Here is a 15,184-nt window from a genome sequence, read left to right as displayed (position 1 = left end):
ATAGGGGAGGAATAAAATGAATACAGGACTTATGCAATATCAGGAGAAGAAACGACACGAATCCATTGAAAAAGTAAGGTGGGCTATTCAGACCTTAAAGGATTTAGAGGGTGAGTCTGTAATTATTCGACCCGAGAAAATTATAGAAATGACAGGGTTAAGCAAAACAGCTATTTATAAAACGCATTTAAGAACGATATGGGATCAGCATTGGATAGGACCATCTTCTCATTCAGATAACATGATAAGTAAAATACAACACAATAGAAAAGTTGCAGAGTTAGAAAAAGAGGTGCAACGCGTCAATAAACATTTAGAAAAAGTAGAAACAAAGATGAGTAATCTTCAGAAGAAATTAGAACTGGAAACATCTAGAAGTCGAGTGTTTATAAATGAGTATGAGGAGCAAAAGAAAGAAAATGAAAAACTTTTGTACAAATATTTGAAATTATTAAGGGTACTTCATGTTCGAGGGATAGAGATTGATGAATCATGAAAGAATTAACTGGAATGTAAGAGGTAGTGTATCTAAATTTAATAAGAGAGACTAATTTGCGCTTAAATTAATCTCTCTTATTTTCCTTAGATGTTTTTGCATAGTAAACTTAGAAGACGATAATAAAGTTAATTATATTTCCGTTTTAATCTTTTCCCACTCTAATTTTATGTGATTTTTTAAGTCGTATTCTAGTAAATCTAATTCCATTCCTATTACTCTTTTTAAATATTTTCTTGAATTCTTTATACTTAAACGAGTACTTTCGGTGTAAGGTATTGGTAACCTCGCTGTCTCTATCCCTTTATTTGTCAATTCTGTTATTATTGTTTTGACCGTATTATCTTGATTTATACTATTTAGATAGTTTATTAAGATATACAAATTATCCATTCTTTGGATAATAATTTTTTCGCGCTCTTTTATAAGGTTTAATTGAAACTCAATATGTAATTTTAAATTATACAGTTTTGAAATTGAAATAGAGCTTTCCTCATTGGCGATAAATGATTTCAACATAGATATATAATTTGCTGTGTTTTGTTTAAGGTGTGTCATTGAATTTATACGTTCATTAGTTATTGAGCTTACATAAGATGATCGCTTATTCAATTTTAATGAAATTAATAGTGTAACAAAACTTGTAGTTGCAGTAATTAATATACCTATAAAGGTAAATTTATCTTTATTAGGTAAAGCTAAAAAAAAGTCTATCATTGAAGACCTCCTATAGTATTTATTAATATCTATTATACTATATGTAAGAATGAAATTGTTTGAAGAAAAATCAATAGGAGTTATTTCATAAAAAATATAGGGATAAATACCTAGCAGAATTCTGCATAAATGGTAAAATATAAATGTATTCTTATATGTCTTTTCTAATTTAGTAAATTGTTTATTTCCCCGAAATTTACAATTAAAAACGAGTGGTAGATTTAATGATAGAAAATTTATATGTGAAAAAAGAGACAGGTCATTGTAGTAGTGAAAGAAGGAGTGATTAAATGAGTAAGACAGTATTTTTAAGGTCTCAAAAATATTTTGATATTAGTCAAATTAAAAGCGAAGCAAAAACAAAAAACATCGATTCTAAAATATTTCCTCTATTAAAAAATCCGAATTTTAGGAAACGGCTAAATAAACATATGTTTCCTAAAAAGAATGAAGGTTCTAATTTTATACAAGTGAAAACAAAATCTTCACTCGAATTTGAACTTTTATGGTTAGCTACTTTCATCAAAATATATAAAGAGCCATTAAATTCTTTTGTTATCATGCAAAAAGAATATTTATCTGCATACTTTAATGCTGAATATGAACAATGTGAGGAGATTTTAGATACTATTCATAATGATTATGGTATTTCAATATGGTTGATAGAAAGTTATATCAACCTCTATAAAAAACTGGATAATAGTTATAAAAAGAGTGAGAAATTTGTTGATTCAATAATTAAGAGTAATGTGAATGTAATATATAAAATATCTAGTTTATTATTACTTTTAAAAAGTGAAGATATAGTATCGCCTACAAGGTATGAAATAGAACTGGATAGGTATATAAAAAATTGGGTAATTATTAAAGATTTAAAATTGAAAGATTATATATATTATAAATTCTCTATGAATTTAGTGAATCAAAAACTAGATTTAGGCAAAATTATGAGTATGGAAGAAAATCTTTCATTAATTGATCGTTATCATACAGCAATAAAAGTATTAATAGATTGTACAGAATTAGAAAAAGTTTCTGTCAATTTAACTGTAGTTAATAAAGTTTTCTCAGTGTTAAGTAGCATTGTAGATGATCCTGTGAGCAATTATTTAAAAGTGAAATTTATGAAATCCTCAATGCTAAAAAATGAAGATTTAATTAATCAAGCTTTAGATTTTTATACAAGTGGTGACTATAAAAATACACTGGAAATTTGCGATAGGATATTGGATGAGCAACCATATACGATTGAGATTTATGAGATATATATTAAATCTCTTTTAAAACTCGAATTGAATAGTGATTTGAATGATAAGCAACTGCATGGAAATATTATCAATACGACCTTGAAATTTTACGATTTGAAAAATGGAAACGATGAAAATGATTTAGATACTATCTTGAAAATTTGTTCTGAGAATGCAAACAATTGGTGGTCTTGGAAACTGCGGAGTTATATTTATGTAATATATTTTGGAACCAAATCTATTAAGGAATTAGATACTATCAAGCAGGGTTTTATAATTTCTAAATATATAAAACCGCAACTGTTATCTTTTATTTACACTAATACCTCTCAACGTAATGAATATATCGGGAAAATATTTAATAATCAATCGATTACTTATAAAGTTCATGAAGCGTATAATGCTTCTAATATTTCTTTAGTTGAAAAACTTGAAATTGATAAGAATCGAAAATATAGATTATTAGCAAATTTACATTCAAATAATAATAATTTTGAATCTGCATTAGAATATTACAACTTAATAGATACAAAAGATATTGGTATTAATCTTTTTGAAGTATCATTGGGGAAAATTAAGTCTTATATTGAATTGAATAATATAGATATGGCTGTTAATTTAATAGTTGATTGTTATTTTTTAAATAGAAATTTATTATTTGAGATTGATAACTTTAAAATTAAAGAGACAATAGTTGATTTCAATTTCAAGTCAGATAACATTGATTACCTTATCTATATTGAGTTAATTTCAAAATACTTAGATGATAAAATATTTGAAAATAAACATTATTATTTTGAGGATTTTGTAAAGGGAAATTATATAGATTTTATTTCAGAACTAGACTGTACAAGCAGTAAATATGAAATGAATAAGATAATTTATTTGTTAAAAAATTATTGTGATGTGGATACTATGTCAAAATATTATCTATTTGAAAACTATGAAGAAGTAGAGGAAGAGAGAATTAAGATATGTAAAACTTTAGGTGTGATTGATTGTGAAAACCTTGAAAAATATAATGATGAAATAAAAAGTATTACACAAAGTATTCAAATAAAAAAATACAGCAACGCCCTGGATAAAAGTAAAATATATGTAGATTTAGATGGTATAAAAAAACAAGTCTATAAAAAGATTAAAGATAATTTCTTAAGGTTGCAGGAATACTTTAAAAGCTTAAAGGATAAACCTGAACCTATTGTATTTACATCTGAAAATAGTGGTGAAAATGAAATTTATAAATTGAAAGGAAATAAGTATTCTGATATATATAATGATATAGTATATGAAATAACAGATTCCTTTTTAGATAGTGGAGAGTATGGATTAAATGTATATTTAAGTGTAGGTATAAGGCACGGTACTTTATTAGGACAACTTAGAAAATTGTTTGAAAAGGATAATTTTTTAACCTTATTTGACTCTAACCTAAAAAAATATAAATCCAATATTTACTGGTTGGAAAAAATGGAAATTCAAGATAGTGAAATTAAAGAGTATATTGATAGCATATTAAGCACATTTAGTGAAGAAATAGATAGGAATCTATTTGATCTAAAAGATTCTAAAATACAAGTATCAACTAAATTTAATGATAACGTATCCCTGTTTAACTATTATATAAATAGTATTGAATTGTTTGTTCTTTTCACAAAACATGCAAACGAAACTGATTTAACATTTGAAAGTTTTATTGATGATATATTTGATTTTTTATGGAAAAAAACAGAAGTAAATTTAAAAAATGTACGGGACTACTTAAATAATGATTTTAAACAGATATTAATTAAACAAATTGGAAGTATGAAAGAATCTTTAAATGAGTATCAAGATAGCGTAAATCTGGATGAGTTTAATCAAAAAATAATTAATTTACGAACAGATTTAGATTACCAAATTGAAAAAGTATCAACGTGGTTTACCAAAGAAAATGTTATAGAAATAGATAACTTTACGGTAGAGTTACCAGTTGATATTGGTTTGGAATATGCTAAAAGTATTAATGGTAATAATAAGAAGTGTACTGTAGATAGAAATATACAGCCAGACTTGCAAATAGACGGGAAATACTTAAAGTGGTTTGTAGATTTGTTTATAACGATATTTGATAATGTTTTTAAAAGAAGTGGAATGAAAGAATTACAACAAATTAGTATTAATATATCTGAGGATGAAAATAAGGCCATTCGTATATCATGTATAAACAAAGTAGATTTATCAATAGAAGAGATTACTTCAAGAAAGGCAGCTCTTCATGAAAAATTAAAAGAAATTAATCATATCATAGAATCAGAGAGTACAGAAATATTAAAAAGAGCTTCTCAAGAGGGCGGTTCAGGCCTGTATAAAATAGTGAAAATAGTTAAATATGATATTAAACCAGTAAATTCTAAATTAGAATTTGGTATTAATGATGAGACGAAAGAATTTTATATAAATATTTCTATGGGGTCAGGGGGGATTATACTTGAAAATTTTGATCATTGAGGATGATATGAATAAAAGTAGTAAAATAGAAAGCTTTTTGAAACAAGAGGTAGACAATATTTCAATAGATACTGCTATTTCATATAATAGTGGGTTAAGAAAAATTTTATTAGACAAGTATAATCTAATATTACTAGATATGACTATGCCAACCTTTGATAAAACACCTTCTTCACATGGTGGAAAACTTATAAGATATGCAGGGAAAGAAATATTAGGTCAAATGAAGCGAAAAAAAATATTTACGCCAACCATTGTAATTACTCAATATGCTACATTTGGTGAAGAACATAGTTTAAAGAGTTTTGATGAAATGAAAAAAGAACTGTTTGAAGAATATAATGAATTTTTATTATCAATGATTTACTTTGAACCAGATAAATCAGACTGGGAAATGAATATAATTAGTTTAATAAAAGATAGGTAGCCGAATGTTAAATATACTTATAGTTGATGACAATCAAGATAAGATAAACTCTATAAAAAAAATCATTTCACAAAATTCTCTATTTACTAAGATTGAAATAGATACTGCTGATAATTTAAACGACGCGAGATCGTTACTTCAAAAGCAATTGTTTGATTTAATGGTATTGGATATTCAGTTACCTGAATGTAATGGGGCTACTGTACGAAAGGACGCTGGTATTTCTTTTATACAGGAGATTACGTCTACTAAAAGATTTAATCGACCTAATACAATTTTGTGTCTAAGCGAATTTGATGATAGTTTAGAAGATTATAAAGTTCAAATTAAAGATTCAATTTTTGCGATTGAAAAATATGATATTCATTCAGATAGTTGGCAAAAGATACTCATTCAAACTCTAGAACATATAGATTTAGTAAAAGAAAGTAAACGCTCTTCGGAATTAGATTATAGATTTGATTTTGGAATTGTATGTGCATTACGAAAAGAACTAGAAAGTATTTTAAAATTAGATTTTAATTGGAAGCAAGTAAGGATTTTTAAAGATGAAGAATTATTCTATAATGTAGGGTCTTTTTCTGTAGCTGAAAATGAATATAAGATTGTTTGTGTGTCACCAAATGAAATGGGAATTGCAGCTTCATCTATTACGACTTTAAAATTAATTGATTATTTTAAACCTCAATATTTATTTATGACGGGTATTATGGCTGGAATAAAAGGTAAAACTAATATAGGGGATATAATAGTTGCAGAACCTAGTTGGCATTATGAGGTAGGAAAATATTCGAATGTGGGTGGAGAACGGACATTTCAACCAACAACTTCTCATGTAAGAGCATCTGGAAATCTTTTGAGTTTAGTAGAGGAGATAGGATACGATAAAGCGTTTTTATCTTCTATTTATACTAAGTTTGATTCTACTAAACCTTCAACAGTTCCAGTAGTTCGTATTGGCCCTGTTGGTAGTGGGAGTGCAGTTATAGCTGACGATGCAATTGTAAGTGGGATTATAGAACAGGAACGAAAGTTACTAGGTATAGATATGGAAATATACGGATTTTATTTGAGTGCTTATAAGGCCTTCAAGCCCAAACCAAAGTATATTGCTATAAAATCTGTTTCGGATTTTGCAGATGAATATAAACATGATGATTTTCAAGATTACTGTAGTTATATAACGGCACAACTCATAGAAAATCTTATAAAAAATAAAATTACTCTAGGGACACCAGTTCTTTATTAAAAGACGGCAATAATCAATAACAAGTTTCATAATTATTCACTTTAAAATAATTATATAGAATAGTTTATTGTGGCTTATGACTAGATTGCTAAGCAATCAGGCATAAGCCACTTTTTTTATGTGTATGTGGGGTGCTATCCCTATTATTTATTTTTAAGATAAGAGCACGCTCTTACTAAAAATTCTTTACCATCCCCAGTGTATTGTTGGTATAGGGGAAATGGATTTTAATATATCAGATAACGATTTTGATGTAGTTTCTCCTAGTTGTTCAATTAATTCTCCAGCTTCATTAAAAACAGATTTCCCCCATTTTCCGGCTTCATTCCAAACTTCTATTTCCATAAGACCATTCCGTTTTTCTATAACTCGTTCTATCATATCACCAGATTGAGACCAAACACCCTTCCAATATCTCTCTGATGTTCGATTCCAGTACTCCTCGATGTGCTTACCATCAGAAGCATGAATAATCCTTTCTATCATATCATTAGCTGTACCACCAATTTTTGACCAGATACCCTTCCAATACTTCTCTGTCTTGCGGTTCCAATATTCTTCAATGTGTTTACCATCGAGAGTATGAATAACTCGTTCTATAAGATCATTAGCTGTACCACCAATTTTTGACCAGATACCCTTCCAATACTTTTCTGTCTTGCGGTTCCAATATTCTTCAATGTGTTTACCATCGAGAGTATGGGTAACTCGTTCTATAAGGTCATTAGCTGTACCACCGATTGAGGCCCAAGCACCTTTCCAATACTTCTCTGTCGTACGATTCCAATATTCTTGAATCTGTTTACCATCGAGAGTGTGAGTAACTTGTTCTATAAGATCATTAGCTGTACCACCAATTTTTGACCAGACACCCTTCCAATACTTCTCTGTCGTACGGTTCCAATATTCTTCAATTTGCTTGCCATCAAGAGTATGAGTAACTCGTTCTATAAGATCATTACCTGTACCACCAATTTTTGACCAGACACCCTTCCAATATTTCTCTGTCGTACGGTTCCAATATTCTTCAATTTGTTTGCCATCAAGAGTATGAGTAACTCGTTGTATAAAATCGTTAGCTGTACCACCGATTTTTGACCAGACACCCTTCCAATACTTCTCTGTCGTACGGTTCCAATATTCTTCAATTTGCTTACCATCAAGAGTATGAGTAACTCGTTCTATCATATCACCAGATTGAGACCAGACACCTTTCCAGTACTTCTCTGTTAAACGGTTCCAGTATTCCTCGGATATTTTCCCATCTACTTCAATCCACCGGTGTATTAAATCACTAGCTCGATTCCAAGTATTTTTAGCGACGACCTTTCCTTGTAATAATTTTTCCTGTGTAAATTCCATAGAACTAGTCCAGGTTTCTCGGATTAATTCGCCTGTTCCGGTTATGATTTCTCTGGTATAGTTGCCTACTTGAACAAATTGGTTCTTAATTTGGGCAATAAATTGATTTGCTAACTGTTTAACCATATCTTTAAATTCTTCAAACCAATCCATGTTAATATTGGTTATCCCCAGAGGTGCTTTTTTTTCAGCAAGACTATCTAGTATTAAATAATCAAGTCTAGAAGTATGCTTGTTTGAATTTTTCTGTTTTTCAGAAGGATCTTCAGCTTCGGCAACCCATTGATTGAAAGGAGTTGACCCATAGGCGAATTTCCATGAGTAATCCGAATCTTTTGATTCAAATAACTGAAGTTGTTGTTGAACCATATCAGAATCTTCAGCTAACCAGGCCCAAAGACCATTAGGATTCCCCTCATCTCGTATGACACTAAAAAAATTTTGTATTCCTGGTTTTAGTATATCCCTCATCTCTGGTCTTGTTTCGCATTCGGAAGTAAACGACCAGACGGTGTAACTAATTACGTCTGGACCCATAAGTTTGAGTAACAGTTGTGTCCCTAAGAAGGTTGCAGCTTCAACCCAAGCGGAACCAGTAACCCATGGAATTACCTGCTGTAAAGAACTAGTTAGAATGGAGCGCCAACTATCGTGCCCAAGGTTATCTGGGAGCAAATTCAGGATGCGATTTATGGCGATCCCTAATAGGTCAGCTGCTTGATGAGTCTTGTAATTATCAAGGCGTACAGTTTCACGAATAAAATCTTTGACAGCAATTTGTGAATTTTTAATAATTTGTTCTTTTATATGGGAAGGGATTTGAACTTCGAAGGTACCCTCCACTTTACCTAATTTCCAATCTTCCGCTCCCAATTGAACACTATATGGAAGGGAAAAATTTAATTTTTGTAACACATATTCCAAACCCTTCGCATATTCTTCTGCAATATATGGAGCCACATAATCTGCTATTGTCTGTTTGAGTTCAGCAGGCATCTCGTTTTCCCAAATGTTCCAATGGCTAGTCGGTATTCCCAACTTAGCAGCAACATTCTGTATTGTATAAATTTCGTGAGGCAATAACATAAATGACTCTATACCTTTGTAAGTTACCTTCCCTTGGGATTCATCACTGAAAATATTTTTATAGAATAGATTCTTTTCACCTGGAATTTTCTTAGATTCGAATTCCCCTGCGAAGTAATTGGAGTGTGTTCGCCACTGAAATAGAATCAAATATTCAGTCCATTTAGTCATTAATTCGCGGGCTAACATACGTACTTCTTGATTACTATTAGGGCAATTATAAGCATAATAAGTCGCAGCTACAATTGCTCCTACACTATCTTTCGTCAGTGGGCTATGGCGCATAAATTTACCATTTACATCATACTCCTTCACATCAGGGTGACGGATTGGGTGAACACGACCTAGATTATCTCGATTGCCCCAACTATTTTTAAGTAGTGTGGTCAACAATTCTTTTAAAGATTTGTTTGCAAAATTCACATCCCAGGAATCTTGATAGTAATTTCCAGCGGCAATTGCTATGGTGGCAATTGCTGTATGCAAAGTTCCTTCTCCGAGCGTACCTGGATGTCCATCAATTATATCGATGATGTAGCCATGTTGATCACGAAATCCTTTGGGATCTTCGGGAAAAACGGCAAGTAATTTATTTCGTTCATCAATACGGTTAACCATATTCAATTCCTCCTGTGATTAGTTTTATATTCTGTATGGTTGTGACGGAACGTTACATGTCTTTACATTACCCCTTTTTATATACCAACTTATTTTGAGTGTTGTTTAAATATATGCTCTAAACAATACTTGTATGTTGACGGGGGAAGTTTCAAAAAAATTATCAATAAAAGATGGAATAATTACTTTAAGTCCAGAGGATGCCGAATATTTAATAAAAAAATTACTGCAATACCTATATTAAATAAGGAATTATAAAGTTAAGACTCTACTATTATTAGGATGTTTTTTGTCGAAAATGGTTTTGGTGCAAATATATAACGAAAAATGAAAAGGGTCGCAAATTCCTAACGGAATCATCCTTTATCCAGCTAATCCAAATAATTGATTGATAAAGATGTTCTGATTTTGAATAGACTGGTTCCATAAAATAAGTTACTTTTTTTATCATATGTATCGCTTCAATTCCAGAAGTAGTGGATTTCGCTGTGTAAAAAGATTTAAATCCTAACATAGAACGAACTTGCTTTTTAAGTAATCGATGATCTTGTTCGACTATATTATTGAGGTACTTCACTTGCCTAATTTGGATGCCTTCTGGCATCTTTTTCTCTTTCTTTAATTTTTCTATTATAAAGATACTATTAGAAGATAAATAGTGTATTAAAATAAAAAAGACATTGACAACTGAATAGATGAGTTTTTCATGGATATGACTGCAAGTATTCATTTATTTGCGAGTAATCCGTGCGAATTCGCATTAAAGTTCAAGAGAGAAATATATGAACGTACACGGATCGAAAGTACGATTGGTATTGGTCCGAATTTATTATTGAGTAAAGTAGCGATGGATGTTGAGGCGAAAAAGAATAAAGATGGAATAGAACAGTGGACGTATGACGATATACCCGAGAAGTTATGGAGTATTAGACCACTCAGTAAATTTTGGGGTATATCGTATAAAACTGAAATGAAATTGAATCGAAAAGGTATACATACAATTGGAGAATTAGCTCAGTATCCTTTGAAATATTTAAAGCAATCTTTCGGTGTAATAGGGGAAGAATTACATCTACATAGTAACGGGATTGATTTTAGCAGAATAGCAGAGAAATACGTTCCAGCGACAACATCTATAGCGAAAAGCCAAATATTATTACGGGATTATTCGATAGAAGAGTTCATAGTTATTTTATTAGAGCATATAGAAGAAGTTTGTTATAGGTTGAGAAGGGAAAAGAAATACGCGCAAACGATACATTTTTCAGTCGGGTATAGCAAGGAATACGGAGGAGGAATAAAAAAAGCATATACGTTAAACAGAGCAACAAATTTAACGATGGATATTTACAACGTTTGTACATATTTTTTATACGAACGGCATACAGGAGAGCCGATTCGCTCGATAAGTCTTTCCTTAACAAATTTAATACATGAAGGAGAAGAGCAAATTTCGCTTTTCGATAACATTATACAAAGAGAAAAAGAAATGAGATTAACGAAGGTTATGGACGAAATTCGAACACGATTTGGTAAGAACAGTATTTTACGTGGGGTTTCTTACACAAGCGTCGCAACAGCAAGATATAGAAACACATTACTAGGAGGGCACAAATCGTGAAGAATGCTAATATGCCAAAAGGAAGAGGGATGGTAAAGTGGCAACCGTTTGCTAGTATGCCAGAACAGTTCGTCTGTATTAAAGAAATGATACAGGAGCAAACAAAAGTCCCGCGTCCAATTTTAACGCAAGATGCAAAAGAAAGGATTGAAAATAAGCTGTTAATTTCATATTTAGGTGAAGAAGAGGTTTTACTTACATATTATAAAGAGGGCTATCTATATAAAAATTACATAACAGTAGCTGATATAAATCCATTAAATAAGACGATTACTTGTACCGATGCTTTTCATAATCAAAGGATGTTTAAGTTTGTTGATGTAATTGAAGTGAATTAGAGGGGGAGAAATAAAAAATCATCTCTTCCTAACTTAATTATATCATGTAAATCAAGTTCGAAATAGACTGTTTATTCTCATTTACTACTGCTACAATCAAGAACACACACATAGTAAGGAGAGATGTTACATGAGTTCTTTCGTTCTCGATTTTCAGGAAATAGAAAAAACGCAGCTTTCGCTCGTTGGCGGAAAAGGATTGAATTTAGGGGCATTATCAAACATTCAAGGTATACAAGTGCCAGAAGGTTTTTGTGTTACAACGGTAGGGTATGAAAAGGCCATCGAGCAAAATGACGAGCTTCAAACTTTGTTGCAGCAGCTAACAAAGTTGAAAATGGAAGAGCGAGCCCAAATTGGTGGAATTAGTAAGAAGATTAGAGAAGTCATTATGGCAGTAGAAATCCCTTCTGAAGTAGTGGAAGCGGTAGCTCATTATCTCTCACGTTTTGGAAATGAACATGCGTATGCCGTGCGTTCTAGTGCTACGGCTGAAGATTTACCGTATGCCTCATTTGCTGGTCAACAAGATACGTATTTAAATATTATCGGAGAAGAAGCGATTTTGCAGCATGTAAGAAAGTGCTGGGCTTCTTTATTTACAGAGCGAGCAGTTATGTACCGCATGCAAAATGATTTTGAACATAATCAAGTTTCTATATGTGTTGTCGTTCAAAAAATGGTTTTCCCTGAGGCTTCGGGCATTTTATTTACTGCTGATCCGGTTACTTCTAACCGAAAGGTAGTATCAATTGATGCCAGTTTTGGACTTGGTGAGGCATTAGTATCAGGACTGGTCTCTGCCGATAATTATAAAGTAAAAGAAGGCAAAATTACCGGAAAGATGATAGCAACTAAAAAATTAGCTATTTATGCTTTAAAAGATGGCGGAACGGAGACGAAACAGATTGATCCGGCTCAGCAAAAGCTTCAAACATTGTCTGAACCACAAATATTACAACTAGCACAGATTGGAAGACAGATTGAAGCTTATTTTGGTTGTCCGCAAGATATTGAATGGTGTTTAGTGGATGATACATTTTATATTGTCCAAAGTCGCCCAATCACGACTTTATATCCAATACCAGAAGTAAATGATGGGGAAAATCATGTGTATGTATCGGTTGGTCACCAGCAAATGATGACCGACCCCTTGAAGCCATTAGGAATGTCTTTATTCCAGTTAACATCTTTTGGACAGAGGTTTCAAGCTGGAGGAAGGTTGTTTGTTGATGTTGCACAAAGATTGGCTTCGCCTACTAGTAGAGAACTTTTATTAAATATGATAGGGAATTCGGAACCGCTTATTAAAGATGCATTAACAACTGTAGTCGAGCGAGATGATTTTATTACATTGTTACCAGATGATGAAAAAGAAAAGAGTGTTGGTAAAAGTGGACCACCTGCAAGTTCACAACCAAAAATCGAAAACAATCGAGCAATCGTTACGGATTTAATAAAGATGAATCAAGCATCAATCGAAGAGTTAAAACGAAACATGCAAACGAAATCAGGGGTGGATGTACTTGATTTTATTTTGGAAGATATGCAGCAATTAAAGAAAATATTATTTCATCCGCAAAGTATGGCTGTCATTATGGCAGGTATGGATGCTTCAACATGGATCAATGAAAAAATGGAGCAATGGCTAGGCGAAAAGAATGCAGCAGACACACTTTCTCAATCAGTACAAAACAATATTACGTCTGAAATGGGGCTAGCATTACTCGATGTTGCTGATGTGATTCGGCCATATCCAGAAGTTATTGCGTATTTACAACATGTAGAAAATGATAACTTTTTAGATGAATTCGTTCAATTTAAAGGCGGAGAAAAAGCTAGAGATGCCATTCTAACTTTTCTAAATAAATACGGAATGAGATGCAGCGGAGAAATCGACATTACGAAAACGCGCTGGAGTGAAAAGCCAACAACCATTATCCCGATGATTTTAAATAATATAAGAGATTTTGAAGATGGTGCTAGTAAACGGAAATTTGAAGAAGGACTGCAGGAAGCTTTGAAAAAAGAAGAAGAGTTAGTAGATCGATTGCAGCATTTGCCGGATGGTAAACAAAAAGTAGAAGAGACGAAGCGAATGATTCGTAACATCCGGAATTTTATCGGTTATCGTGAATATCCAAAATACGGTATGATTAATCGCTATTTCATATATAAGCAGGCAATATTGAAAGAAGCCGAGCAACTCGTGCAAAATAAAGTTATTGATGAAGTAGAAGATATATACTATCTAACTTTTGAAGAACTTCACGAAGTTGTCCTTACGAATAAACTAGATTACGAGCTTATTCATAAACAAAAAAATGATTACAAATTATATGAAAAACTAACGCCTCCACGTGTAATGACGTCTGATGGAGAAATCATTACTGGGAAGTACAAACGAGAAAATCTCCCGGCTGAAGCAATCGTAGGTCTGCCTGTTTCTTCAGGAGTGATTGAGGGGAGAGCACGCGTTATTTTAAATATGGAAGATGCGAATTTAGAAGATGGAGATATATTAGTTACTGCCTTTACTGATCCTGGCTGGACACCATTGTTTGTGTCTATAAAAGGGTTAGTCACTGAAGTTGGCGGACTGATGACACACGGAGCAGTTATTGCACGTGAATATGGATTACCAGCAGTCGTCGGGGTAGAGAATGCTACGAAACGAATAAAAGACGGACAGCGAATTCGGGTACATGGAACAGAAGGGTATATTGAAGTGTTGTAATGAAATAAAAGATCATCCGCTATTATAGTGGATGATCTTTTATTATATAGCGGACTTATTTCTTTAAACCAGCCGCATAAAAAGGTCCATGAACTGCGATTGTTGATAAAATACGAGCAATCTCCTCAGGTGTTTCTTTTTGTCCATTATTTAACCATTGTTGAATGACACCTATATGAGCAGATGCCATATAAGAAGCTAAGTATTGGCTTGGGACAAGTAAATTCTCCTTATTAATGAGAGGACCATTCGTATCTTCAAATAGTGTTTTCCACATAAAGTCTTTCAGTTTCGTTTGGAAAGATAAATCTCCTTTTGGGCTTAGTACAGCTTTCATAAAATCACTATTTTCATTTAGAAATTCAAGAATAGAAGCGATAAGTATAAATGGCATTGTTGGGGAAGGGCTTGATCCAAGATCAGCAATAACTTCCGGTAATCTCTGTTTAGCAATGCTAGAAAATTCATACATAATTTCTTCTTGGCATTTTGTTATTAAATCAAATTTATCTTGGTAATGTGTATAAAATGTACCACGATTTATGTTTGCTTTCGTAGTAATATCTTTCACTGTAATGGCGTCAAAACCTTTTTCCTCAATTAATTCCACTAATGCATTTCGTATGGCAGTTTTCGTACGAATAACACGTAAATCTAAATTACTATCGCGCAAAGTATGTCCCTCCTTAATTTTAGCCAACACATTTCAAGGATGTGTCTTATAACCGACACATTCACGATTTTTGATTATTGTATAAGGTTCAACTCGAACATATAATTCAAATATAAATAAACA

General features: G+C 32.0%; 10 protein-coding genes and 2 pseudogenes. 8 read left to right on the top strand and 4 right to left on the bottom strand.

What is annotated here, in order from left to right:
- The first annotated feature begins 16 nt into the window (after positions 1–16).
- Positions 17–496: a DUF6262 family protein gene (locus tag CQ058_RS04585; protein WP_105589495.1), complete on the top strand. Its 480-nt coding sequence runs from the start codon at positions 17–19 to the stop codon at positions 494–496.
- 132 nt (positions 497–628) lie between these two features.
- Here CQ058_RS04585 and CQ058_RS04580 read toward each other — a convergent pair whose 3' ends face one another.
- Positions 629–1,213 carry a hypothetical protein gene (locus tag CQ058_RS04580; RefSeq protein WP_105589494.1) on the bottom strand — a complete coding sequence of 195 codons (585 nt, stop codon included), beginning with the start codon at positions 1,211–1,213 and terminating at the stop codon, positions 629–631.
- 290 nt (positions 1,214–1,503) lie between these two features.
- Here CQ058_RS04580 and CQ058_RS04575 point away from each other — a divergent pair, with 290 nt between their 5' ends.
- Genes CQ058_RS04575 through CQ058_RS04565 form a run of 3 tightly spaced genes read left to right on the top strand, consistent with a single transcriptional unit; the run spans position 1,504 to position 6,626 of the window.
- Entirely contained in the window at positions 1,504–4,950 is a 3,447-nt protein-coding gene (locus tag CQ058_RS04575; RefSeq protein WP_105589493.1) for a hypothetical protein, read from the top strand.
- Positions 4,931–5,377 (top strand): response regulator transcription factor, encoded by a 447-nt coding sequence (locus CQ058_RS04570; protein WP_105589492.1) that lies wholly within the window; start codon positions 4,931–4,933, stop codon positions 5,375–5,377. Before CQ058_RS04575 ends, CQ058_RS04570 begins: the two co-directional genes overlap by 20 nt.
- Positions 5,378–5,381: 4 nt before the next feature.
- Entirely contained in the window at positions 5,382–6,626 is a 1,245-nt protein-coding gene (locus tag CQ058_RS04565) for a phosphorylase family protein (protein WP_105589491.1), read from the top strand.
- A gap of 186 nt (positions 6,627–6,812) precedes the next feature.
- On the opposite strand, the gene CQ058_RS04560 is transcribed toward CQ058_RS04565, so the two are convergent.
- Positions 6,813–9,692: a hypothetical protein gene (locus CQ058_RS04560; RefSeq protein ID WP_105589490.1), complete on the bottom strand. Its 2,880-nt coding sequence runs from the start codon at positions 9,690–9,692 to the stop codon at positions 6,813–6,815.
- Positions 9,693–9,825: 133 nt separating this feature from the next.
- On the opposite strand from CQ058_RS04560, the gene CQ058_RS32855 reads away from it, so the two are divergent.
- Positions 9,826–9,936, top strand: a complete 111-nt coding sequence (locus CQ058_RS32855) for a hypothetical protein (protein ID WP_181150755.1) — start codon at positions 9,826–9,828, stop codon at positions 9,934–9,936.
- A 119-nt stretch (positions 9,937–10,055) separates the two neighbouring features.
- Here CQ058_RS32855 and CQ058_RS04555 read toward each other — a convergent pair.
- Positions 10,056–10,323: pseudogene (locus CQ058_RS04555) on the bottom strand (DDE-type integrase/transposase/recombinase); the annotation flags it as partial.
- Between the two features lie 60 nt (positions 10,324–10,383).
- On the opposite strand from CQ058_RS04555, the pseudogene CQ058_RS04550 reads away from it, so the two are divergent.
- The 3 genes and pseudogenes from CQ058_RS04550 to ppsA form a co-directional block, all read left to right on the top strand.
- A pseudogene (locus CQ058_RS04550) lies at positions 10,384–11,313 on the top strand (DinB/UmuC family translesion DNA polymerase); the annotation flags it as partial.
- Positions 11,310–11,651: a YolD-like family protein gene (locus CQ058_RS04545; RefSeq protein ID WP_002165494.1), complete on the top strand. Its 342-nt coding sequence runs from the start codon at positions 11,310–11,312 to the stop codon at positions 11,649–11,651. The pseudogene CQ058_RS04550 and the gene CQ058_RS04545, both read left to right, overlap by 4 nt.
- A 130-nt stretch (positions 11,652–11,781) precedes the next feature.
- Positions 11,782–14,388, top strand: a complete 2,607-nt coding sequence (ppsA, locus tag CQ058_RS04540) for a phosphoenolpyruvate synthase (RefSeq protein ID WP_105589489.1) — start codon at positions 11,782–11,784, stop codon at positions 14,386–14,388.
- A gap of 55 nt (positions 14,389–14,443) precedes the next feature.
- Here the strand turns inward: ppsA and CQ058_RS04535 are convergent, their stop codons facing one another.
- The gene (locus CQ058_RS04535; protein WP_002192802.1) at positions 14,444–15,061 is read right to left on the bottom strand and encodes a TetR/AcrR family transcriptional regulator; all 618 of its coding nucleotides are present in this window, start codon (positions 15,059–15,061) and stop codon (positions 14,444–14,446) included.
- Positions 15,062–15,184: the final 123 nt, after the last annotated feature.

Origin of the sequence: Bacillus sp. MYb56 (assembly GCF_002976445.1) — a bacterium.
GTDB classification, from domain to species: Bacteria; Bacillota; Bacilli; order Bacillales; family Bacillaceae_G; genus Bacillus_A; species Bacillus_A mycoides.
Note: the sequence above shows the minus strand (reverse complement) of the source record. Positions and strands in the feature narration are given on the sequence as shown.